Origin of the sequence: Allobosea sp. WAO (assembly GCF_001509835.1) — a bacterium.
Taxonomy (GTDB): domain Bacteria; phylum Pseudomonadota; class Alphaproteobacteria; order Rhizobiales; family Beijerinckiaceae; genus Allobosea.
Genome location: NZ_JXTJ01000006.1, coordinates 247,169 through 267,882 on the forward strand (window position 1 = coordinate 247,169; position 20,714 = coordinate 267,882).

The following is a 20,714-nucleotide window of genomic DNA, read 5'->3' on the forward strand; positions in this document are numbered from 1 at the left end:
ACGGTTCAGGCATGGATCCCGGATCGGCGCCGCTCACGCGGCTTGTCCGGGATGACACGATGAGGGAACCGCGGGCCCTGTAGGCTTCCGTTCAGCATCCGGGGTATAGGCATCCCGGATGCTGTACCGTCTTCCCCGCCGCAGCCGCCAGGTCATCGCCTATGCCTTTTCGGGCGTGATGGCGGCGGTCGCGCATTACGGGTTGCTGATCGGCCTGGTCGAGCTCGGCGGGGCCGATCCCGTACTGGCGTCGCTCGCCGGTTTCGTGCTCGGCGGCGTCGTATCCTATGTGCTGAACCGCTGGCTGACCTTCGAGGCGACGCGGACCCATGGCGAGGCGAGCTGGCGCTTCGGCCTGATCGCCTTCGGTGGCTTCCTGCTCACCGGCGTGCTGATGCACCTCTTCGTCAAGGTAGCCGGTCTGCCCTATCTGCCGATGCAGGTGGTGACGACGCTGATTGTGATGATCTTCACCTTCGCCGGGCACAAATTCTTCTCCTTCGCTGATCGCGAAGGGGCGTGATCAGGCACTCGCGCTTGCTTGAGGCGCAATCTCCGGGACCGTGAGCGCCTTCCTGGCCGAGAAGGCCATGCGGTGCGGGTTATGGCCAAAATTCGCGCGGCGTGTGGCGCCTTCGAAACCGGCCGCTTCGACCAAGGCGGTGATGCCGACGGCGCTGTAGGTCGAGAGGCCATACTGTGCCCGCAGCTTGCGGTAGTCCGAGAATACGGTACGGACGAGGCCCCCGAGCGCGGCGATGAAGAAGCCGCCGCGCCAGGCGAAGCCGAGCAGTTCGGTCGCGTCGGTCAAGGCTGAGAGGTCGGGCGGGATGACGTCGGCGATGATGAGCTCGCCGCCGGGCTTGAGCTTGGCGAGCCAGGTGGCGAGTGCCCGCTTCAGTTCGTCTTCGCTGAGATACTGGATCAGCGAATTGGCGACGACGAGGTCGAGCGAGCCATCGGGCAGCGCTTCGACCTCCTCCGGCGAGACCACCGAGAGGTTGGCAAGACGGCTGAAGCGGGCCCTCAGCTTGTCGCGAACGCTCGGCGCCGCTTCGCACAGGATCAGCTTGCCGCTGGCGGCCGCGACGAGGTCGGCCGAGAGCGCCTCGCCGCAGCCGACATCGAGCACGGCAGCATCCTTGCCCGGCACGGCGGCGACGATGTCGAGCGCGATGCGCCGGTAGTGCAATGCCTTGTGGCGCCCCGAGACGTAGATCGCGTGCTCGCCATTCCAGAAGTCGCGCCAGGACATCGGGCCTTTTCCGTTTCGCACCGGCGCTGGTGGGCGCCTTCCCGGCTAGCCCTAGCCTGTTTCGGGGGAGTGCGGAACCGGGGCAACTCGGGTTTCGCCGGCGCGGAAAAGCGATGCGCCCGACCGAAATGGCCGCAGGCGCGGCCAAACGGTTTGCGCTCCGGCCGGCGAGACCCTAGCCTTTCCGGAGCCGTTCATGCGCCGGGGGGACCATGCTGCTGCTGCCTAAGCTTCTGAAGCGCTTCGTCCGCCAGGGCCGCCTCACCGTCATCACTCCCGACAATAAGCGCCATGTCTTCGGCCCTGGTCCGGGGCCGATCAGCTTCGCCGGCCAGAACAAGATAGCGCCCGACGTCACCGTGCGCTTCTTAGACGACAGGATCGAGCGCGAGATCTTCCTCAATCCCGAGCTAGCCCTGGCCGAAGGCTATATGGACGGGCGCGTCAATTTCGAGGACGGCTCCACGATCCATGACCTGCTCTCGCTGTTCTGGCTGCAGCGCAAGGAGCTGCGCAAGCACCCGCTGCAGCAGGCGATTCGCAAGGTGCGGTTCAAGATCAGGCGCTTCCGGATGCACAATCCGCGCGGCGTCGCCGGCAAGAAGGTGAAGCATCACTACGACATCCCGACCGATTTCTACCGGCTCTGGCTCGACGAGACGATGACCTATTCCTGTGCCTACTGGCACAGCCCCGAGGTCGGACTCGAGGCGGCGCAGAAGGCGAAGCTGCGCCATCTCGCCGCCAAGCTCAGGATCGAGCCGGGCATGCGGGTGCTCGATATCGGCTCGGGCTGGGGCGAACTTGCGATCTATCTCGCCAAGGCCTGCGGGGCGAAGGTCACCGGCCTCAACGTCTCGCCGGACCAGATGGCGGCAGCACAGAAGCGCGCCGAGGCGGCTGGCGTCGGCGATGCTGTCAGCTTCATCAACAAGGACTATCGCGAGCTGACCGGGACCTTCGACCGCGTCGTCTCTGTCGGCATGATGGAGCATGTCGGCGTCGCGCATTACCTCGAATATTTCGAGAAGATCCGCGACCTGCTCACGCCGGACGGGATCGCGCTCGTCCACTGCATCGGCCGGGTCGGGCCGCCCGGCTTCACCGGCCCGTTCTTCGACAAATACATCTTCCCCGGCGGCTATGCTCCGGCGCTGTCGGAGGTTTTCGCCGCGGTCGAGCAGACGGGCCTGTGGCATTCCGACTGCGAATTCTGGCGTCGGCATTACCACTGGACGCTGGAAGCCTGGCGCGAGCGCTTCATGGCGCATCGCGACGAGGTCGTCGTCATGCTGGGCGAGCGCTTCGCGCGGATGTGGGAGTTTTACCTGTCGGCCTGCTCGATCTCCTTCGATATCGGCGGCGACATGGTCTTCCAGCTCCTGCTCGGCCAGCACAAGAGCGCCGTGCCGGTGATCCGCGACTACGTCACCGAGGCGGAGCAGGAACTGGAGAGGCGCGGCTTCTGAAGGCATACCGTCGCTGCCGGGACGCGGCTGGCGAAGCACGTCCAGCATCTTCGAGCGCTGCGGATAGATGATCGGAGAGGTACGCCAGAATATCAGCCGGCGCCTCTGACCCGTCTTGCCGAAACCAGCTATCCTGCCTGCGCTTTCCGCTCCTTCAGCTTTCACATCCAGCGCGGTGATGAAGATGAGACTGGTCGCCGGAGCCATGCTTTGCGCTGCAACCGTCCTGCTCACGTCGGGCGCAGGCATCGCGCAGCAGAGATCGGCCGAATGGGTTCTCGGCGTCGACAAGGATACGCAGGAGGAACTCGGCCTGAAGAAGCCTCCCAGGGTCGCGCATGTGCGGGCCAAGGCCGGCCGGAAGAGCAGTTTCGTCCTGACAAAATGCAGCAGGAACGCGATCGAGGGACGTTTCGACGACGATCCGACGATCAATGTCGAGAAGCTGGCGGGCGGTTCGGACACCAAGAAGATCTTCATCTCCTATGACGGTGTCTCGGCGGTCTCGACCTTCGCGGATAATGGCTATGCGCCCTGGTACGTCGCGCTGCCGACGCCGCCCCGCAATGCCACGACGATCAATCTCTGCCCGACCGCTGAGGCGGCGGGTTCGCGCTGCCTGCGCTTTCCGATCGAGGGCTTCGCCGGGGCCCGGCAGTTCGTCTGCGGGCGCTGAGCGGTCGACACTGCCGCCGAGCGGCATGTTCCGCTCAGCCGGGCGGCGGCAGGGCGCGAAGATAGCCGGTGGCGGTGAGCTCCCCGACATAGTCGAGGATGATCTGGCGCAGGCTGTCGACGGTGCGTGACGGGCCGGACGAGCGCCGCACCATCCCGCCGGGGCGCGGCTCCGTCCCGATGTGACAGGGCACGAGGCGAAGTGCCCCACGGACGAGGTCGCCGACCATCGTCAAGCTCGAGAGCATCGAGATGCGATCCGAAGTCATCAGCACCTCGCGAATCATCGACATGGAGCTGGCGCGCAGTACCGGCGCCTCCAACTCCAGCCGGTTGCCGCGCATCGCCATCTCGACATCCTGGCCGAGGCGCTGGTCGAGCGTCGGCAGGATGAAGGCTTGAGTCTTCAAGCTCTCCAGATCGATGGGACCGTCCTTGAAGAGTGGGTGGCCATAGCGGGCAAGCAGCGCCAGCGGCTCGTCATAGAGCGGCTCGCGGATGAAGCTGTCGGGGATGACCGGCTCGTAGAGCCGCCCGACGATCAGGTCGATCTTGTTCGAGCCGAGCAGCGCCAGCAATTCGTGCATGCGGCCCTCGACGATCTGCACGGTGGTGCCGGGATGGGCCGTGTTGAAGCGGGTCAGGACCTGCGGCATCAGCCCGGTCGCGGCCGAGGGCAGGACGCCGACGACGATCGCCTCCAGCATGCCGGTGTCGATCAGAATCAGGTCCTCGCCGATCCGGTCGACCTCGGCGAGCACGCGCCGGGCTCGGGCAATCACGGCCTCGCCATAGCGGGTCAGCGCCACGCCGCGAGGCAGGCGATCGAAGATCCTGACGCCGAGATAGTCCTCGAGATCGAGCAGGCTGCGGGTCGTCGCTGGCTGGGTCAGACCCAGCGCACGCGAGGCCTTGAGCACGCTGCCCTCATCGGCGATCGCGACAGCGACGCGCAGTTGCCGCATGCGCAGGCGCTGCTTGAGAAGGGAGAAGCTGCGTCCGGCCATCTGAGACACCAAGCAAGGAGAGCGCGGTAAGGGGGTGCGCAGGAGTGAAGATCGAGAGATATACCGGTATCGGTATATCTGTATCCGATAAACGCTGTATTTTTCGGAGTTTTCGGCGATTAGGGTCCTTAACCTATCAGGGTTTCGTAATGCCGCCGAGAGGATATGCCGTGTCGGATAAGAGCTTTGTCGTGGTTGCCGCCCATGTCGGCGATTTCGTCTGGCGCGCGGGCGGGGCGATCGCCTGCCACGCGAAGCTCGGCCTGAAGCCGATCGTGGTCTGCCTGAGCTATGGCGCCTATGGCGAGTCGGCCAAGCTCTACGAGGACAAGGCGATGACGGCCGCGAAGGCCCGCGACATCCGCCGGGAAGAGGCCGAGAGCGCTGCAAGAATCCTCGGCGCCGAGATCCATTTCCTCGGGGAGGAGGATTATCCGCTGCGGCCGACGGCGGAGATGTTCGAGACGACGGTCCGCCTGCTGCGCAAGCACCAGCCCGCCTTCATGATGACGCATCCGCGCGTCGACCCCTCGAACTGGGACCATGTCGAGACCTTCCGCTTCGCCGTCGAGGCGCGTCAGGTTGCGCAGGCGCAGGGGCGGCCCTGGGGCGAGATCGCGGGTGCGCCGCAGGTTTACTGCTTCGAGCCGCATCAGCCCGAGATCTGCGAATACGTTCCCGACACCTATCTCGATATCACCGAGGTCTGGGAGCAGAAGTTCGCGGCGATGCAGTGCCTCAAGGGGCAGGTCTCGCTGTGGAGCTACTACAAGGGCGTCGCCGAAAAGAACGGAAACCTGGCGCGGCGCCGCAATTTCGGCTCGGCACTCTATGCCGAGAGCTTCCAGAGGGTGTTCCCGACGACGATGAGCCGGCTCGACCCGGTCTGACGGTAATCAAAAAGCACAAGCCAAAAAATCACAATCGAGGGGAGAGAAGATGCCAGGGAGAGCACTGAGGAGCCTGATCATCGCAGCGTCGGCGCTGCTGCTGTCGCAGGCCGCCAGCAGCCAGGACTATCCGAGCAAGGTTGTCACCGTCGTCAACGGCTTCTCCTCGGGCGGGGCCGTCGACACCGTGGCGCGGGCGCTGTCGGAGCGGCTTTCGGCAAGCCTCGGCCAGAACTTCATCGTCGAGAGCCGGCCGGGTGCCGGCTCGAACCTCGCCGCGATGGCGGTGGTCCGCAGCGCGCCTGATGGCCATACCTTACTGCTCGGCACCAATGGCCTCGCGATCAACATGGCGCTCTACAAGACGCCGGGCTTCGACGTGGAGAAGGACCTCGCGCCGATCTCGATGGTCGGCGACATCCCAGCGGTAATCGCGGCGCATCCGTCCTTTCCCGCCAACTCGATCTCCGAGCTGATCGCCTACGCCAAGCAGAAGCCGAACGAGGCATCCTATGCGACCCCAGGCAATGGCTCGCTGCCGCATCTCGCCGTAGCGCTGCTGTCGAAGCAGGCTGGCATCGAGCTGCGGCACGTCGCCTATCGCGGCGGCCATCCGGCGGTCACCGATGCGATTGGCGGGCATGTGCCGCTGGTCGTCGTCAATGCGCTCGAGGCGACGCCCTACATCAAGGAAGGGCGGCTGAAGGGGCTGGCGGTTACCGGTCCTTCCCGCCTCGCTGCCTTGCCCGACGTTCCCACCGTCGCCGAGGGGGGGCTTGCCGGTTTCGACGCCCAGACCTGGTGGGCGCTGTTCGCGCCGGCCGGTACGCCGCCTGCCATCGTGCAGAAGCTGCAAGGCGAGGTCCACAAGGCGCTGACCGATCCCAAGCTGCGTGAGCGGATCGAGACTGTCGGCGGCCGCGTCCGCAGCTCCACCGCGGCGGAACTGGGCGCCTTCGTCACCACCGAGCGCAAGAAATGGGGCCAGGTCGTCGCGGATACCGGCCTGCGCGAGTGAACTGATCTTTCGCCTCGCCGCAGGTTCTGCGGCGAGGCACCGCTTTCCGATGAATGAGACGAGGCCTCGATGAACCCTGTGGTGATCCGCACGAACAAGCGCGCCGCTGCCGCCGACATAGCCTCTTTAGCGGAGCTCGGCGTTTCGACGACGCACGAGGCCATGGGGCGCAGCGGCCTGATGAAGCCCTATATGCGGCCGATCTATGCCGGCGCGCAGATCGCCGGCAGCGCTGTGACGGTACTGGCCCAGCCCGGCGACAACTGGATGATCCATGTCGCGATCGAGCAGGTGAAGCCCGGCGACGTCCTCGTCGTCGCCTGCACCACCGACAACGCCGACGGCATGTTCGGTGACCTCTTGGCGACCTCGCTGATGGCGCGGGGGGGCGTCGGCCTCGTCATCGATGCCGGGGTGAGGGACGTTCGCGTGCTGACCCGGATGGGCTTTCCGGTCTGGTCGCGAGCGATCTCGGCCAAGGGCACGGTCAAGGCGACGCTCGGCTCGGTCAACGTGCCGGTGGTCTGCGCCGGAGCGCTGGTGAACCCAGGTGATGTCATCGTGGCCGATGATGACGGCGTCGTGGTGGTGCCGCGGCTCGATGCGGGTTTGGTCGCCGAAGCCGGGCGCAAGCGCGAGGCCGGCGAGGAGGAGAAGCGCCGCCGCTTCGAGGCAGGCGAGCTCGGGCTCGACATGTACGGGATGCGCGAGGGGCTAGCGAAGGCGGGCCTTGTCTATCGCGACGATCCCGAGGGCTGAGCTCCGCTCAAGTGGAGCCGGTGGCGAATGTCGCCACTGGCCCATGCAAAGGTCGGCTTCAGCGCTTCAGGTTGACGATCACCACGCCGGCCAGCGCCATGGCGCCGCCGAGGATGCCAAGCGCGGTCGGTATCTCGCCGAGCCAGATAAAGCTGATCAGCATGGCGGTCGGCGGCACGCCGTACTGGAAATTCGAGGCGCGGGCGGCAGGCAGGCGTGAGAGCGTAATCGCCCAGGTGCCATAGGCGATCAGGCTCGGCACGACAGCGAGATAGACCACCGACCAGAGCGCCTGGCTCGGCGCGGTCGGGATCTGCTCCAGCGCGCTGGGCAGGAAGGGCGAGAGCGCGAGCCCACCGATCGCCATGTTCCAGGCGGCGACCGAGAGCGGCTTGTGACGGGCGAAGAGCGGCTTTTGCACCACGGTCGAGATCGCATTGCAGAAGGCGGCGCCGAGGATCAGCAGGACGCTGATGCCGATGTTCAGGTCGAGCCCGTTGCCGAGCGCGATCACGCCGATGCCGGCGAAGGAAAGGGTGGTGCCGAGCCAGGCGACGAGGCTGAAGCGCTCGTTCAGGATCAGCATGGCGAGCGCGGCGGTCATGATCGGGTTGGTGTTGATGATGAAGCTCGCAGCGCCTGCCGGCACGACGCGCTGGCCGAGATTGAGCAGGATCGCGTAGAGCGCGATGAAGACGATGCCGCCGGTGAGGAAGCGCCAGATGTCGGTGCCGGCGGGAAGGGCGGCACGGGTCAGGACCAGGAAGAGCGCGGCCGGCACGCCGGCGAGCGCAAAGCGCAGCGCCGCCATTTCGAGCGGTCCGAAGCCCGTCAGTCCAGCCCGGATCGCCGGGAAGGAGGAAGCCCAGGCGACCACCGTGAAGGGGACCGTGAAGAGCAGGATAGGATCGATCGCCGAGGCGGGCCGGGCCGGGGTGGTGGAGCAGGCGCTTGTCATGACGGGCCTCGGGGGCTGGTGACGTTTCGCTCCCGATAGACGCTTCTCCGAGCTGATTGACAAACGAGTAATTCGATGGCGAGCTGTGATGATGGATCACAGCTCGAACCTGCCGCCGCTCGACACGCTGCGCGCCTTCGAGGCGGCGGCGCGCTCCGGCAGTTTTTCAGGCGCCGCGGAAGCGCTGAACCTGACCCATGGCGCGGTCAGCCGGCAGGTGGCGAAGCTCGAACATTGGCTCGGCCTGCGCGTCTTCGTGCGTCAGGCCCGTGGAGTCTCGTTGACGCCGGAGGGGCAGCGGCTGCTGCAGCGGACGCAGGAGGCCTTCTCGCTGTTCGCCGACACCTCCGATCGCTGGAGCGAGCAACGCGGCGCGGCGGTGGTGCGCTTCAGCGCGACACCCTCGGTCTGCTCGCTCTGGCTGATGCCGCGCTGGCAAAGGCTGGAAAGTGGCGATCCGGCCCTGCGCATCGTGCTGCAGGTCGATCACCGCATGGTCGCGCTCGACGAGGAGGGCATCGACCTCGCCATACGCTGCGGGCGCGGCGGCGCGCCGGGCCGGGTCTCGGTGCAGCTTTTCGAGGAATGGTGCTTCCCGGTGGCCTCGCCGGCGTTGGCACAGGCGATCGGCGAGGGCGGGCCGCAGCGCCTGCTGGGGCAGCCGTTGATTCATGATTCCGACGCGGCCGGCTGGCGCGCCTGGTTCAACGCCCAGGGACTGGACTACCGCCCGCGCCCGCAGGACCGGCGCTTTGAGGATTACAACCTCGTGCTCGACGCTGCGGCCTGCGGGCTCGGGGTCGCCCTCGCACGGCCGCCTCTGGCGCAGGCGCAGATCGATTCCGGCCGGATCGCGATCGTCGATCCGCGCACCGCGCTGAACCCGGTCTCCTACTGGCTCGACCGGCCGCTCGGCCAGCCGCGCCCTGCTGCGGCGGCGCTGGCAATACGGATCGCAGCGGAAGCCGGGTTGCCGCCGGCCAAGCTTGCGAGTTTCCTGAAACAGGAGGCGCGCGCCGCGGCCTAGGCGGCGTGCCGATTTTGGACTCCCGGCCTATTTCGTGGAAGCCAGCGGTGCCAGGCGCCGGATGAAGTCGGCCTGCGACCGGCAACCGGTCTTCGCCAGCACCTGCTTGATCTGGCTGCGAACCGTCTCGCGGTTCACGCCGCGGGACAGTGCTAGTTCCTCGCCGGTGAGCCCTTCCAGGAGCCCAGCGGCGATGGCCGCTTCGGCTTTCGTCAGGTCGTAGAGCTCGCAGAGGAGCGAGGCCTCGATCTGCAGGCTCCGTTCCGAGGTGGTGACGACGAGCATGGCCTGAGCCCGCGAGAAGATGTCCTGCGCCTGCCTGCGGATCGGCAGGACATGGATGACGAAGGCCGGACGGTCGTCCCGGCGCGGCACCGGGATCGAACGCGTGTCGCCCAATTGGTCGCGGGCAAGCTCCGAGAGAGCCTTCTGCAGGAGCATATCGGCCCGTTCGTCGTCGATCGCGATCTTGTCCCAGGCCCGGATGGCGATCTGGCCTTCCAACTTTTCGAAGCTCGCATTGGCCGCGAGCACGCCTTTGCCGGCACCGATGAGAGCGGCTGGAGAACCTGCCTGTTCGAAGGAGGCGAGGCTCGCCTGCGCGCGTTGCATCTGAAGCTTGGAGGCGAGCACCGCTGCCCGGGCGAGATGCGGGCGCACACCGTCGAGGAGCGCGATCTCCCGGCGGGACACCGGGCCCATCTCGAATTTGCGTTCGAGGGTGAAGACGATGTCGTCGCCGGACGAGGAGCGGACATGTGTCGCCGTTCCCCAGCCATAGCCCTCCGGCCTCAGGAAATCGGTGTAGAGGGGAGTTTGCTCCAGCTCTGCATCGGTGAAGAGGTCGTGATCGGTGACGAAGCCCGTGCCGCCATGGGCGAGGAGGCCCGCCATGCGGGCGTTGCGGTTCATCCAGCCCTGCTGCATGAACCGGTCGAAGACGGGCGCGAACTCCTTGGAGGCCACCCAGTTGGTGCCCTGGCCGGAATGAGCGAAGAGCAGCCCGCCAGTGCAGCCGGCGATATCGGCCAGTCTCGTGATTGCGCCGGGCCACACCTCCGGCACGGCGGCAGCTTCGTAGAGCATGGCGACCGCATCCCCGAACTCAGTCGCGTCCAGCATAGGCATCGTCCCCCGCTATCGGGATGCGATACCGCGACCGTTTCGTCAATTAGCCGAGCCGGCGATGGTCGGTGCGCTCCCGAGGCGGGGCACGAGAAGGGGCGGATCCAGGCGGCGGCCTCTTTCGCGACGCGCAGGGTATCGTGTCTTCGGCGGGCGAGCATGACAAATCGCCTCGCAAGCACGCCGCTGCTCATTGACCATGAGCCGATCCACTATATACAGTTGGATATAGCGCTTATGCGCTTCGAATCTGAGGTCGACACACTTGCCGCCTCAGATTTCCCTTCAACTGCCTGATCCCCTCTGGGGCGATCAGGCATTTTTTTTATGCGGAGCCAGCACCAGAGCGGCTAGAATGTACCGGTTCGATCCGGGCCATAGTCGGCTTCGGGGCCGGCACTCACGGGTCGGCCGGGGCGCGAGACCGGGTTCTCGCTGCGGCGCTCGCTCGCCGATGCCGGTGCTTCAGCCAGGCAGCAGAGCTCCGGCCTTCGCGGCAGTCGGCTCCTGCCGATGGGCGCCGTCGAGATGTGCCCGCATCGCCTCGGCCAGCGTGAAGAAGCGCTCTCGCACCGCTCGTGCATGCGGATTGGCGCGCTCGATGGCGAGGAAGACGCCGGGCGAGTCGTGACGGACCATCTCGGTCGCCTGCATCAGCAGGTCGAAGCTGGCGGTCGTCATCCGGCGCGGCAGGGGCTCCATCTGGACCAGGATCTTGGCGATCAGATGGGTCAGGCCCTGGACGAGCGCGACCTCGCGGTCATGGGCGTCGGGAGTGGTCATGATCACCTCGAGCCCGAGCACCCGGCGCAGGAACGCCGCGATCCGGCCAGCGCTGCGGCCGCGGATCGGGCAGATCGCGATCTTCAGGCCCCTGATGCCGTGGCGTGCGCTCTGCGGCCCGAACAGCGGGTGCGTGCCGACGATCTCGACATGCGCCGGCAGGCCGGCCTGCAATGCGAGGGCAGGGCCGATCTTGACCGAGCCGACATCGAGCACGACTGTCCCAGCGCGCAGATGCGGTGAGAGCGTCGCGAGCGCCGAAGGTAGGGCGCTGACCGGGACGGCGAGGATGACGAGGTCGCAGGCGCCGATCTCGGCGACGTCGGCCGGGGCGATGCCTTTGCCGGTCTCGTCGGGGCAGGGCGGTCGCTCGGGATCGAAGACGCGGAGCCGGAAATGCGGTTGGAGGTGGCGCGCCATCAGCCGGCCGAAGGCGCCGAAGCCCATGATGCCGATCGAGGTGGCGGTCTTGCGGGGGGTATGCATCGCGTTTTCCTTGGGAGGGCCGCGATGCCGGGTGACTGCCTGATTTCAACCGCCAGCGCGGCGGTTGAGACATGGGAATGCCACCGCCTTATGAGGACGGGGCGTAATAGTTCCGGGCGAGGAGGCAGGAGATGGCCATGCCCGGCTTAGAGCGCGCCGGCGTGGCCCTGTCAATCGCAGGGAGCATTGCAAGGGGCGCCGGCGTCGTTCCGTGGCGCCGCAGAGCGGCGGGCCCGGAACCCAGAACCGCTGCCATGCCCAGATGCTTCGAGAATGTTCCTGCATTCACAAGAAACCGCATCCGGTTCTGGGTTCCGGGCTCAAGCTTGCGACCTGCCCCGGAATGACGAAGCGGTTCCGGACTAGGGTTTCTCAGAGCTGCGGTGAGTAGTCGGTCGGCATCAGCAGCCGGTCCTCGATCGCGCCGACGAGGTCGCCATGCTCGATCGCGCTGACCCGCTTGATCTCGACCCATTCCGGATCGGCCTTGAAGCTCGCCCAGCGCTCCGCCTTGGTCTGCGCGTCGGGCCAGGCGAGGATGTAGGCGAACTCGGTGCGGGTCGCGCTCCTGGTTTCCCAGAGCGAGAGGATGCGGAAGCCGTGGCGGGCCATGATGCGCATCGCGTGATCTCGAAAGCGGGCGTGGAACGCGGCCTTGTTGCTCTCGAAGATCTCGTAGATGCGCAACTGGTGGATCATGGCGCCTGCCTCGTTCAGACCGCGTTCTTCGCCTTGTCCTCGGCCATCATCTCGACGAAGCGCGTGAACAGGTAGTGGCTGTCCTGCGGGCCGGGCGAGGCTTCGGGATGGTGCTGCACGCTGAAGGCCGGACGGTCGGTCAGCGCGATGCCGCAATTGGAGCCGTCGAAGAGCGAGACATGGGTCTCGGTCGCGTTCTCCGGTAGGGAGCCCGGATCGACCGCGAAGCCGTGGTTCATCGAGACGATCTCGACCTTGCCGGTGGTCTTGTCCTGAACCGGGTGGTTGGCGCCGTGATGGCCCTGCTTCATCTTCATCGTCTGGCCGCCAATGGCGAGCGCGAGCATTTGGTGGCCGAGGCAGATGCCGAAGGTCGGGATCTTGCGCTCCAGCAGGTCGCGGATCACCGGCACCGCATACTCGCCCGTCGCAGCCGGGTCGCCCGGGCCGTTGGAGAGGAAGACGCCGTCGGGGGCGAGATCGAGGATCTGCTGGGTCGTGGCGGTCGAGGGCACGACCTGGACGTCGCAGCCGGCCTTGGCGAGCAGGCGCAGGATGTTGCGCTTGACGCCGTAGTCGATGGCGACGACGCGATGCGCGGCGGCCTCGCGCTTGCCGTAGCCGCGCGGCCACTGCCAGGGCGTCTCGTCCCAGTCATAGCGCTGGGTCGAGGCGACGAGCGGGACGAGGTCGAGGCCGGCCATGTCGGGCAGGGCGGCGGCTTCGCGCTTCAGCGCGTCGAGGTCGAAAGCGCCGTTGGGATCATGGGCGATGATCGCATTGGGCATGCCATTGTCGCGGATCAGCGCGGTCAGGGCGCGTGTGTCGATGCCGCAGATGCCGACGATGTTGCGGGCCTTGAGCCAGGCGTCGAAATGCCTGCCGGCGCGCCAGTTCGAGGGCTCGGTGATCGCGGCATGGAGGATGACGCCGCGCACGCCCGAGGACGAGGCGGCGTTCACCGTCTCGGTGTCGTCGTCGTTGACGCCGACATTGCCGATATGGGGGAAGGTGAAGGTGATGATCTGTCCGGCATAGGACGGGTCGGTCAGGATTTCCTGATAGCCCGTCATCGCGGTGTTGAAGCAGACCTCGCCCGGCGCCTGGCCGATCGCTCCGAGGCCGAAGCCTTCGAGCACGGTCCCGTCCGCCAGCACCAGAACCGCAGTCGCGCGCGGTTCGCTCCAGCCCGCCGTGGCGGGGTTCCCTTCGTCAACGGTCATGTCTATGTCTCGTCCAGGCCGCTCGGAAGCGCGGCAGTGAAGGCAGGGCGCCGTATGGCGCCGCCGGTCTGGAGCGCGAGCCTTAAAGAGCCGCCCCCGTGCCGTCAATGAATGAGACGAGGATAAGGCAAGTCATGTCCACCCTGCGCGAGCAATTCTCCGCCGACCTGAAGACCGCGATGAAGGCCGGCGAAAAGGGCAAGGTCTCGACCATCCGCCTGATCCAGTCGGCGCTCAAGGACAAGGATATCGAGGCGCGCGGCGCCGGAAAGGGCGAGATCTCGCCCGACGAGGTCCTCGCCATGCTGCAGAAGATGATCAAGCAGCGCCAGGAATCGATCGCGATCTACGACGCCAATGGCCGCCCCGAGCTCGCCGATGGCGAGCGCGCCGAGGTTGCGGTGATCAGCGCCTACCTGCCGCAGCAGATGGGCGAGGCCGAGGTCAAGGCAGCGATCGAGAAGGCGATCGCCGAGACCGGCGCCGCCGGCGTCAAGGACATGGGCAAGGTGATCGGCGCGCTGCGCGCCGCCTATGCCGGCCAGATGGATTTCGGCAAGGTCTCGCCGCTGGTGAAGGGCATGCTCGGCGGCTGATCAGCCCGGAGCGGCGCCGGCTCTGCGCTTCGGCGGCGGAGCCGGGTATCACGCAGCCCTCCGTTAGGGGGGGCTGCTGTCGCCTTCGGGCGGCGGCTGTGGATATAGGCGATAAGCCTCTCGCGTTTCTCTCCGGGGCTGGCTTTCATCGTCCGTATCGCCACATAGGAAGTCATGAAGTTCCCGCCCTCCGTCCTTGAGGAGATCAAGGCGCGGCTGCCGGTCTCGGCGGTCGTGGGCAAGCGCGTGCGCCTCGCCAAGGCGGGGCGCGAATGGAAGGGCCTCTCGCCCTTCAACGCCGAGAAGACGCCGTCCTTCTTCGTCAACGACCAGAAGGGCTCGTTCTTCGATTTCTCCTCCGGCAAGAACGGCGATATCTTCAAGTTCGTGATGGAGACGGAAGGGCTTTCCTTCCCGGAGGCGGTCGAGAAGCTCGCCTCGGAGGCTGGCGTCGCGCTGCCGAAGGTCTCCTTCGAGTCGCAGGCGCAGGAGGAGCGCCGCAAGGGCCTGCACGAGGTGGTGGAGATCGCGGCCCAGTTCTTCGAGGCCGAATTGCAGGCCGAGCGCGGCGGCCTCGCGCGACGCTACCTCGCCGGGCGCGGGCTGGAAGGCAAAGCGCGCCAGCTCTTCCGCATCGGCTATGCCCCTCCGGATCGTTTCGCGCTGCGCGATCATCTCGCGGCCAAGGGCGTCGGTGCGGAGCTGATGATCGAGGCCGGGCTGCTCGTCCATGGCGAGGAGATCGCCGTGCCCTATGACCGCTTCCGCGACCGCATCATGTTTCCGATCCACGATGCGCGGGGACGGGTGATCGCCTTCGGCGGGCGGGCGATGAGCGCCGAGGTCTCGGCCAAGTACCTGAACTCGCCGGAAACGCCGCTCTTCCACAAGGGCGCGCTGCTGTTCAACCACCACAATGCCCGCAAAGCCGCGCACGACACCGGGCAGGTGATCGTCGTCGAGGGGTATGTCGACGTTATCGCCATGACGCTTTCGGGGTTTCCGCAGGTCGTCGCGCCGCTCGGCACGGCCCTGACCGAGGATCAGCTCGGCCTGCTCTGGCGCATGGCCGACGAGCCGGTGATCTGCCTCGACGGCGACAAGGCGGGGCGCAAGGCCGCGAGCCGGGCGATCGACCTCGCGCTGCCGATGCTGGAGCCCGGCAAGTCGCTGGCCTTCGCGCTTCTGCCGGAAGGCCAGGACCCGGACGATCTCGCGCGCTCCGGCGGCAAGCCCGCGATCGCCGAGGTTCTGGGCGCGGCCAAGCCCTTCGTCGACATGCTGTGGGGGCGCGAGTTCGAGGCGAGCCAGCTCGATACGCCCGAGCGCCGCGCCGCCTTCGAACGCAAGCTGAAGGAGCCGCTCGGGCTGATTCGCGACGAGGCGACGCGGCGCCATTACCGGCTCGAGATCGACGAGCGCCTGAGCCAGCTCTTCGCCGTCGCCGCTCCGGCACCGCGCAGTGAGCAGCGCTCAGGCTATTCCGGTGGTGGTGGCAGGGGCGGGCGCGGCGGCTTCGGCAGCGGCGCGGCCCGGCCGAACATGCCTTTGCGCGCCAGCCCGCAGCTCGCCCGCTCGCCGCTGGTCCAGCGCACGCATCGCGAGAACCCGCGCGAGGCCTTCATCCTCCTGGCGCTGGCGAGCCATCCGGACCTCGTCCTGCGCTGCGTCGACGACATCGCCGAGCTCGGGCTCGAAGGCCCGGCGGCCGAGCGCTTCCGCCAGGCGCTGCTCGACGCGACCGTGGAGGGCGGCTTCGACCGCGAGGCCTTCCGCAGGCGGCAAGAGCAAATCCGGGTGGCGGAGGCACAGGCCGCGCTGCTGGCCGTCACCGGGCCGGCCGAGCGGCTGAAGCTCCTGCAAACCGCTGATCCTGAATCGGTTTTTGATTCGATTAATCAAGCTCTCGTCTTGCATCATCGGGCGCGCACGCTACATAGCGAGTTGAAGGCAGCCGAACGCGCATTGGCTGACGAAGCTACGGAAGCCAATTTCGCCTGGATGAAGGATGTGAAGGCCCGCCTCGAAGCTGTCGAGGGTACGGAGGCCAACTCCGATGACTGACCGGGCGTGGCGCGTTGCATTTCGTCGGCAAATTCGGTGAAGGCGGCAGATGGTGCACGATTCATCAACGATGAGTGGCGCTATCTGTGTAGGGATGATTTGGGTGGGTGCGCGGCCGATCTCACGGCCGCGGCGCCCTTTTACGCGTCGGGGCATCGTGCAGACGATGGCGCGGCGGCATAAGAAGGCGGAGCGCTGATTTATGGCCACCAAAGCGAGCGAGCGGGAAAAGTCCGAACCGGTTTCGGCGGAAGCGCCCCCGAGTGCGGACGGACCCCTTCTCGATCTTACGGATCAGGCCGTAAGGCGGATGATCAAGCTCGCCAAGAAGCGTGGTTACGTGACTTATGACGAGCTGAACGAAGTCCTGCCCTCGGAGGAGTTCACCTCCGAGCAGATCGAGGACGTGCTCGGCCAGCTCAGCGAGCAGGGCATCAACGTCGTCGACAACGAGGACCCGGAAGCCTCCGGCGAGGAACGCGCTGCGGCGCGCGCCGGCAAGGAAGGCGACGACGAGGAAAGCGAGGGCGGCGACCTGGTCGACGCGTCGCGCTCGGCGCTGCCCGTCGAGGTCAAGCGCAATCTCGAGCCGACCGAGCGCACCGACGATCCCGTCCGCATGTATCTGCGCGAGATGGGCTCGGTCGAGCTCCTGTCGCGCGAAGGCGAAATCGCCATCGCCAAGCGCATCGAGGCCGGCCGCGAGGCGATGATCGCCGGGCTCTGCGAGAGCCCGCTGACCTTCCAGGCGATCATCATCTGGCGTGACGAGCTGATGGAGGGCAAGGTCCTCCTGCGTGACATCATCGACCTCGAGGCAACCTATGCCGGCCCCGACGGCAAGAACCCGTCGCAGATTCCCGGCGAAGGCGAAGAGGGTGAGGGCGGCGAGGAGGCTCCGGCCTTCGGCGCCGAAGGCGAGCAGCCGCCGGAAGGCGACGACGACGACATCGAGAACAATGTCTCGCTCTCGGCCATGGAAGCCGAGCTGAAGCCGCGCGTGCTCGAGACCTTCGACTCGATCGCCAGCAACTACACCAAGCTGCGCCGCCTGCAGGACCAGGACATCGCCGGCCGGCTGGAGAACGCCAAGCTTTCGCCGTCGCAGGACCGCAAGTACAAGAAGCTGAAGGACGACATCATCGTTGCGGTGAAGTCGCTCTCGCTCAACAACAACCGCATCGAGGCGCTGGTCGAGCAGCTCTACGACATCAACAAGCGCCTGATTTCGCACGAGACCCGGCTGCTGCGCCTGGCCGAAAGCTATGGCGTCGCACGTGACGACTTCCTGAAGCAGCATATCGGCGGCGAGCTCGATCCGAAATGGGTGCTTCGCGTCTCCAAGCTCGGCTCGCGCGGCTGGAGGGAGTTCGTCGCGCAGGAGAAGGACCGGATCAAGGACCTGCGCGAGGACATCCATACGATGGCCTCGGAGACTGGCCTGGAGATCCAGGAATTCCGCAAGATCGTGCTGATGGTCCAGAAGGGCGAGCGCGAGGCGAGGCAGGCGAAGAAGGAGATGATCGAGGCGAACCTGCGCCTCGTGATCTCGATCGCCAAGAAGTACACGAACCGCGGCCTGCAGTTCCTCGACCTGATCCAGGAAGGCAACATCGGCCTGATGAAGGCGGTCGACAAGTTCGAGTACCGCCGGGGCTACAAGTTCTCGACCTATGCGACCTGGTGGATTCGCCAGGCGATCACTCGTTCGATCGCCGATCAGGCTCGCACGATCCGCATCCCCGTGCACATGATCGAGACGATCAACAAGATCGTCCGGACCTCGCGCCAGATGCTGCACGAGATCGGCCGCGAGCCGACCCCGGAGGAGCTGGCCGAGAAGCTCGCCATGCCGCTGGAGAAGGTGCGCAAGGTCCTGAAGATCGCCAAGGAGCCGATCTCGCTCGAGACCCCGATCGGCGACGAGGAGGATTCGCATCTCGGGGACTTCATCGAGGACAAGAACGCGATCCTGCCGATCGATGCGGCGATCCAGAGCAATCTGCGCGAGACCACGACGCGCGTGCTCGCCTCGCTCACCCCGCGCGAGGAGCGCGTGCTGCGCATGCGCTTCGGCATCGGCATGAACACCGACCACACGCTCGAAGAGGTCGGCCAGCAGTTCTCGGTGACCCGCGAGCGCATCCGCCAGATCGAGGCGAAGGCGCTGCGCAAGCTCAAGCATCCGAGCCGCAGCCGGAAGCTCCGGAGCTTCCTCGACAACTGAGGCGGAGTTCGAACGGGGCGCTTCGGCGCCCCGTTTCATTTTGGCGGGGTTGATCGCGTTCCCGCGGATACGGCCTCAGCGATCTCGCGCCTGAGCCAGTTCACGAACATCGTCGCGGCCGGTTTGTCTGTGGCCCCGCTCGGCAGCACTGCCCAGTATCCGAGCCCCGGTGTGGTCGCAAAACCGGGGAAGGGCCCGATCAGCGTGCCGCGTCGCAGATGCTCGGCGACCAGAAGGCTCCGACCCATCGCGCCCCCCTGACCATCGAGCGCTGCCTGCAGGACGATGTTGTAGTCGGTCAGTTGCAGCCGGCGGGCAGCGGCGAGGTCGAGAGCGGCATGCTGCGACCAGGCCTCCCATTCGGTGGGGCGGTGGCTGGCCAGCAGAGTGTGCCCGAGAAGATCGCCCGGCCCTGTGAGCGGCTGGTGCGCCGCCAGCTCCGGGCTCAGGACCGGTGTCAGCCGTTCGGTCGCGAGCAGCTCGCAGCGTAGACCCGGCCACGGGCCCACTCCGTAGCGAACAGCGATATCCGCCTCTCCCGCAGCAATATTGGCCTGGCTCAACGTCGGGGCGAGGATAAGCTCGATCTGCGGGTATGCAGCGCGGAAACCTGCGAGACGCGGCACCAGCCAGTTCGCGGCGAAGGATGGCAGCAGGCTCACGGTCAATGTCTGGCGGGCAGCGTGCGAGCGGATGTCGCGGGTTCCGTCGGCGACCAGAGCGAACGCCTGCGAAATGCTGTCGAGATAGCGCGCGCCCGCAGCTGTCAGGGCGATGCTGCGCCCCCGGCGCTCGAACAGCGGGGTTCCCAGCGCCTCCTCCAGCGCCCGGACATGGTGGCTGACGGCACTCTGCGTGATCAACAATTCCTCGCCGGCCCGGCCGAAGCTCAGGAGGCGGCCCACGGCCTCGAAGGCGCGCAGCGCATGGAGGGGTGGCAGGACGGGCGAGGAGCGCATGCTGTAGGGGCCCTGAGTATAGGGCCCAAAGCCTTATACGCGATCCGACTCATGAGCCAGATCGATCGCAACGCGCCGCCGTTCGAATTAGTCAGGCGGACGTCGCCCTGCCATCGTCGAGATCGAAAGGGTTTCGACCATGAAAATCACCGAATACCGGCAAGGGCTGGGGCAGGCTTTGGCTGAGGCTGCTAATTGGCCGGCTAGGACGAGAGAAGGGCGTACGCCGTTCGAAAGTGGCGTCCGCTTCGTGGTCGCGACAATATTCCAGCTGGCAGGAATTCGCTGATGGACAACCTCGACATCGAGAAGTTGCGCGCCGCGACACCGGGCTGCGCGACCAGTGTCCACTTCAATCACGCCGGCGCTTCGCTGATGTCCGAGGCGACGCTCGCAGCGGTGACCGAGCAGTTGCGGCGCGAAGCCCTGTACGGCCCGCATGAGGCCAGTGTCGCCGTCCAGGACAGGCTGGACCAGGCCAGGGCCGACGCGGGCCGGCTAGTGAACGCCACGGCCGCGGAAATCGCCTTCACGTCCAGCGGCTCCGCCGGTTGGGGGCTCGCCTTCGCCGCTCTGCCGTCGCTGCGGGCCGGCGATCGCATTCTGGTCGGGCGCCAGGAATGGGGCGGCAATCTCGCCACCATGCAGCGCGCGGCGGCTCGCGCCGGAGCGACGATCGAGGTGATCGCCTGCCGGGAGGACGGCTCGGTCGATTCGGACGCGCTCGCAGGGATGATCGATGAGCGCGTCCGCTTGGTTGCGCTGACCTGGCTGCCGGCAAATGGCGGCCTGATCAACGACGCTGTGGCCGTCGGCCGCGTGACGCGCGCTGCCGGTGTTCCTTACTTCGTCGACGCCGGCCAGGCGCTCGGCCAGATTCCTGTCGATGTCGCGGCGATCGGCTGCGACGTGCTCAAGGGTGCAGGTCGCAAGCACCTGCGCGGCCCACGCGGAACCGCGATCCTCTATGTCCGAGGCTCGTTTCAGTCGCAGCTCGACACCGTGTTCTCGGACGTCCTGTCCGCACCTTGGACGGCGCAAGGGACCGGCGCCGCGCGGCGATGCGAGGATATTCGAGACGAGCGAGCATGCGGTTGCGCTGCTGCTGGGGCTCGGCGTCGCGCTCGAGGAGGCGCTGGCGCTCGGCCTGCCTGCAATCCGGGAGCAGATCGACCGAACCGCGATGCGACTGCGGGCGGAGCTAGCGGCCATCGACGGCGTCGCGATCCATGACCTCGGCCAGCAGCGGTCCGGGCTGGTTTCGTTCACGCTCGGCGATCTCGACGTCAACACGGTCAAGAACCGGCTGGCGAGCGCCGGAGTTTCGGTGGGGGCCAACGGGCCCGGCTACACGCCGTTCGACATGGAAGCGCGCGGGCTCGCCGGGATCGTGCGTGCCTCCGTCAGCTATCTCACGAACGAACATGACATCGAGCGCCTGCTCGCCGCGGTCGACGACATCGCGCGGGCGCGCTGAGATCGCATCTTTCGGCT

At 66.7% G+C, this 20,714-nt stretch carries 20 protein-coding genes; 12 read left to right on the forward strand and 8 right to left on the reverse strand.

Features of this window, described 5'->3' with window-relative positions:
* Positions 1–118 precede the first annotated feature (118 nt).
* The gene (locus tag DK26_RS10245; protein ID WP_066471429.1) at positions 119–523 is read left to right on the forward strand and encodes a GtrA family protein; all 405 of its coding nucleotides are present in this window, start codon (positions 119–121) and stop codon (positions 521–523) included.
* Here the strand turns inward: DK26_RS10245 and DK26_RS10250 are convergent, their stop codons facing one another.
* Positions 524–1,255, reverse strand: a complete 732-nt coding sequence (locus tag DK26_RS10250) for a class I SAM-dependent methyltransferase (protein ID WP_066471430.1) — start codon at positions 1,253–1,255, stop codon at positions 524–526.
* Between the two features lie 212 nt (positions 1,256–1,467).
* On the opposite strand from DK26_RS10250, the gene DK26_RS10255 reads away from it, so the two are divergent.
* On the forward strand, positions 1,468–2,724 hold the full coding sequence (locus tag DK26_RS10255) for a cyclopropane-fatty-acyl-phospholipid synthase family protein (RefSeq protein ID WP_066471432.1): 1,257 nt from the start codon (positions 1,468–1,470) through the stop codon (positions 2,722–2,724).
* A gap of 184 nt (positions 2,725–2,908) precedes the next feature.
* Positions 2,909–3,400, forward strand: coding sequence for a hypothetical protein (locus DK26_RS10260; RefSeq protein ID WP_157089608.1), 492 nt, complete (start codon positions 2,909–2,911; stop codon positions 3,398–3,400).
* Between the two features lie 34 nt (positions 3,401–3,434).
* Here DK26_RS10260 and DK26_RS10265 read toward each other — a convergent pair whose 3' ends face one another.
* Positions 3,435–4,406 carry a LysR substrate-binding domain-containing protein gene (locus tag DK26_RS10265; RefSeq protein ID WP_066471436.1) on the reverse strand — a complete coding sequence of 324 codons (972 nt, stop codon included), beginning with the start codon at positions 4,404–4,406 and terminating at the stop codon, positions 3,435–3,437.
* Between the two features lie 170 nt (positions 4,407–4,576).
* Between DK26_RS10265 and DK26_RS10270 the strand changes: the two genes are divergently transcribed.
* The 3 genes from DK26_RS10270 to DK26_RS10280 all read left to right on the forward strand — a co-directional run bounded on the left by DK26_RS10270 (position 4,577) and on the right by DK26_RS10280 (position 7,073).
* Entirely contained in the window at positions 4,577–5,296 is a 720-nt protein-coding gene (locus DK26_RS10270) for a PIG-L deacetylase family protein (RefSeq protein WP_248309925.1), read from the forward strand.
* Between the two features lie 49 nt (positions 5,297–5,345).
* On the forward strand, positions 5,346–6,314 hold the full coding sequence (locus DK26_RS10275; RefSeq protein WP_066471440.1) for a tripartite tricarboxylate transporter substrate binding protein: 969 nt from the start codon (positions 5,346–5,348) through the stop codon (positions 6,312–6,314).
* A gap of 69 nt (positions 6,315–6,383) precedes the next feature.
* A complete protein-coding gene (locus DK26_RS10280) occupies positions 6,384–7,073 on the forward strand; it encodes a 4-carboxy-4-hydroxy-2-oxoadipate aldolase/oxaloacetate decarboxylase (RefSeq protein WP_066471443.1) in 690 nt (229 codons plus the stop codon).
* A 58-nt stretch (positions 7,074–7,131) separates the two neighbouring features.
* Here DK26_RS10280 and DK26_RS10285 read toward each other — a convergent pair whose 3' ends face one another.
* Entirely contained in the window at positions 7,132–8,031 is a 900-nt protein-coding gene (locus tag DK26_RS10285; protein ID WP_066471444.1) for an EamA family transporter, read from the reverse strand.
* Between the two features lie 91 nt (positions 8,032–8,122).
* Between DK26_RS10285 and DK26_RS10290 the strand changes: the two genes are divergently transcribed.
* The gene (locus DK26_RS10290; RefSeq protein WP_066472581.1) at positions 8,123–9,058 is read left to right on the forward strand and encodes a LysR substrate-binding domain-containing protein; all 936 of its coding nucleotides are present in this window, start codon (positions 8,123–8,125) and stop codon (positions 9,056–9,058) included.
* 27 nt (positions 9,059–9,085) lie between these two features.
* On the opposite strand, the gene DK26_RS10295 is transcribed toward DK26_RS10290, so the two are convergent.
* The 4 genes from DK26_RS10295 to carA all read right to left on the reverse strand — a co-directional run bounded on the left by DK26_RS10295 (position 9,086) and on the right by carA (position 13,374).
* Positions 9,086–10,180 (reverse strand): hypothetical protein, encoded by a 1,095-nt coding sequence (locus DK26_RS10295; protein ID WP_066471446.1) that lies wholly within the window; start codon positions 10,178–10,180, stop codon positions 9,086–9,088.
* A gap of 468 nt (positions 10,181–10,648) precedes the next feature.
* Positions 10,649–11,452, reverse strand: coding sequence for a prephenate dehydrogenase (locus DK26_RS10300; RefSeq protein WP_066471448.1), 804 nt, complete (start codon positions 11,450–11,452; stop codon positions 10,649–10,651).
* 372 nt (positions 11,453–11,824) lie between these two features.
* Positions 11,825–12,151 carry an NIPSNAP family protein gene (locus DK26_RS10305; protein WP_066471451.1) on the reverse strand — a complete coding sequence of 109 codons (327 nt, stop codon included), beginning with the start codon at positions 12,149–12,151 and terminating at the stop codon, positions 11,825–11,827.
* Between the two features lie 14 nt (positions 12,152–12,165).
* Positions 12,166–13,374 carry a glutamine-hydrolyzing carbamoyl-phosphate synthase small subunit gene (gene carA, locus DK26_RS10310; protein WP_066471453.1) on the reverse strand — a complete coding sequence of 403 codons (1,209 nt, stop codon included), beginning with the start codon at positions 13,372–13,374 and terminating at the stop codon, positions 12,166–12,168.
* 134 nt (positions 13,375–13,508) lie between these two features.
* Here carA and DK26_RS10315 point away from each other — a divergent pair, with 134 nt between their 5' ends.
* The 3 genes from DK26_RS10315 (at position 13,509) to rpoD (ending at position 18,261) form a co-directional block, all read left to right on the forward strand.
* Complete coding sequence (locus DK26_RS10315) at positions 13,509–13,970, forward strand: GatB/YqeY domain-containing protein (RefSeq protein WP_066471454.1); 462 nt, start codon at positions 13,509–13,511, stop codon at positions 13,968–13,970.
* Positions 13,971–14,144: 174 nt separating this feature from the next.
* On the forward strand, positions 14,145–16,034 hold the full coding sequence (gene dnaG / locus DK26_RS10320; protein ID WP_066471455.1) for a DNA primase: 1,890 nt from the start codon (positions 14,145–14,147) through the stop codon (positions 16,032–16,034).
* 202 nt (positions 16,035–16,236) lie between these two features.
* Positions 16,237–18,261 carry an RNA polymerase sigma factor RpoD gene (rpoD, locus tag DK26_RS10325; RefSeq protein WP_066471456.1) on the forward strand — a complete coding sequence of 675 codons (2,025 nt, stop codon included), beginning with the start codon at positions 16,237–16,239 and terminating at the stop codon, positions 18,259–18,261.
* Between the two features lie 35 nt (positions 18,262–18,296).
* Here the strand turns inward: rpoD and gcvA are convergent, their stop codons facing one another.
* Positions 18,297–19,220: a transcriptional regulator GcvA gene (gene gcvA, locus DK26_RS10330; RefSeq protein WP_066471458.1), complete on the reverse strand. Its 924-nt coding sequence runs from the start codon at positions 19,218–19,220 to the stop codon at positions 18,297–18,299.
* Positions 19,221–19,595: 375 nt separating this feature from the next.
* On the opposite strand from gcvA, the gene DK26_RS10335 reads away from it, so the two are divergent.
* Together DK26_RS10335 and DK26_RS29830 are read left to right on the forward strand one after the other, a co-directional pair.
* Positions 19,596–20,453: an aminotransferase class V-fold PLP-dependent enzyme gene (locus DK26_RS10335; protein WP_282568028.1), complete on the forward strand. Its 858-nt coding sequence runs from the start codon at positions 19,596–19,598 to the stop codon at positions 20,451–20,453.
* Positions 20,368–20,697 (forward strand): aminotransferase class V-fold PLP-dependent enzyme, encoded by a 330-nt coding sequence (locus DK26_RS29830; RefSeq protein ID WP_282568033.1) that lies wholly within the window; start codon positions 20,368–20,370, stop codon positions 20,695–20,697. Before DK26_RS10335 ends, DK26_RS29830 begins: the two co-directional genes overlap by 86 nt.
* The last annotated feature ends 17 nt before the right edge of the window (positions 20,698–20,714 follow it).

Coding starts and splice junctions, on each gene's coding strand:
- DK26_RS10245 (WP_066471429.1), top strand. CDS start 119: ATGCTGTACCGTCTTCCCCGCCGCAGCCGCCAGGTCATCGCCTATGCC.
- DK26_RS10250 (WP_066471430.1), bottom strand. CDS start 1,255: ATGTCCTGGCGCGACTTCTGGAATGGCGAGCACGCGATCTACGTCTCG.
- DK26_RS10255 (WP_066471432.1), top strand. CDS start 1,468: ATGCTGCTGCTGCCTAAGCTTCTGAAGCGCTTCGTCCGCCAGGGCCGC.
- DK26_RS10260 (WP_157089608.1), top strand. CDS start 2,909: ATGAGACTGGTCGCCGGAGCCATGCTTTGCGCTGCAACCGTCCTGCTC.
- DK26_RS10265 (WP_066471436.1), bottom strand. CDS start 4,406: ATGGCCGGACGCAGCTTCTCCCTTCTCAAGCAGCGCCTGCGCATGCGG.
- DK26_RS10275 (WP_066471440.1), top strand. CDS start 5,346: ATGCCAGGGAGAGCACTGAGGAGCCTGATCATCGCAGCGTCGGCGCTG.
- DK26_RS10280 (WP_066471443.1), top strand. CDS start 6,384: ATGAACCCTGTGGTGATCCGCACGAACAAGCGCGCCGCTGCCGCCGAC.
- DK26_RS10285 (WP_066471444.1), bottom strand. CDS start 8,031: ATGACAAGCGCCTGCTCCACCACCCCGGCCCGGCCCGCCTCGGCGATC.
- DK26_RS10290 (WP_066472581.1), top strand. CDS start 8,123: ATGGATCACAGCTCGAACCTGCCGCCGCTCGACACGCTGCGCGCCTTC.
- DK26_RS10295 (WP_066471446.1), bottom strand. CDS start 10,180: ATGCTGGACGCGACTGAGTTCGGGGATGCGGTCGCCATGCTCTACGAA.
- DK26_RS10300 (WP_066471448.1), bottom strand. CDS start 11,452: ATGCATACCCCCCGCAAGACCGCCACCTCGATCGGCATCATGGGCTTC.
- DK26_RS10305 (WP_066471451.1), bottom strand. CDS start 12,151: ATGATCCACCAGTTGCGCATCTACGAGATCTTCGAGAGCAACAAGGCC.
- carA (WP_066471453.1), bottom strand. CDS start 13,374: ATGACCGTTGACGAAGGGAACCCCGCCACGGCGGGCTGGAGCGAACCG.
- DK26_RS10315 (WP_066471454.1), top strand. CDS start 13,509: ATGTCCACCCTGCGCGAGCAATTCTCCGCCGACCTGAAGACCGCGATG.
- dnaG (WP_066471455.1), top strand. CDS start 14,145: ATGAAGTTCCCGCCCTCCGTCCTTGAGGAGATCAAGGCGCGGCTGCCG.
- rpoD (WP_066471456.1), top strand. CDS start 16,237: ATGGCCACCAAAGCGAGCGAGCGGGAAAAGTCCGAACCGGTTTCGGCG.
- gcvA (WP_066471458.1), bottom strand. CDS start 19,220: ATGCGCTCCTCGCCCGTCCTGCCACCCCTCCATGCGCTGCGCGCCTTC.
- DK26_RS10335 (WP_282568028.1), top strand. CDS start 19,596: ATGTCCGAGGCGACGCTCGCAGCGGTGACCGAGCAGTTGCGGCGCGAA.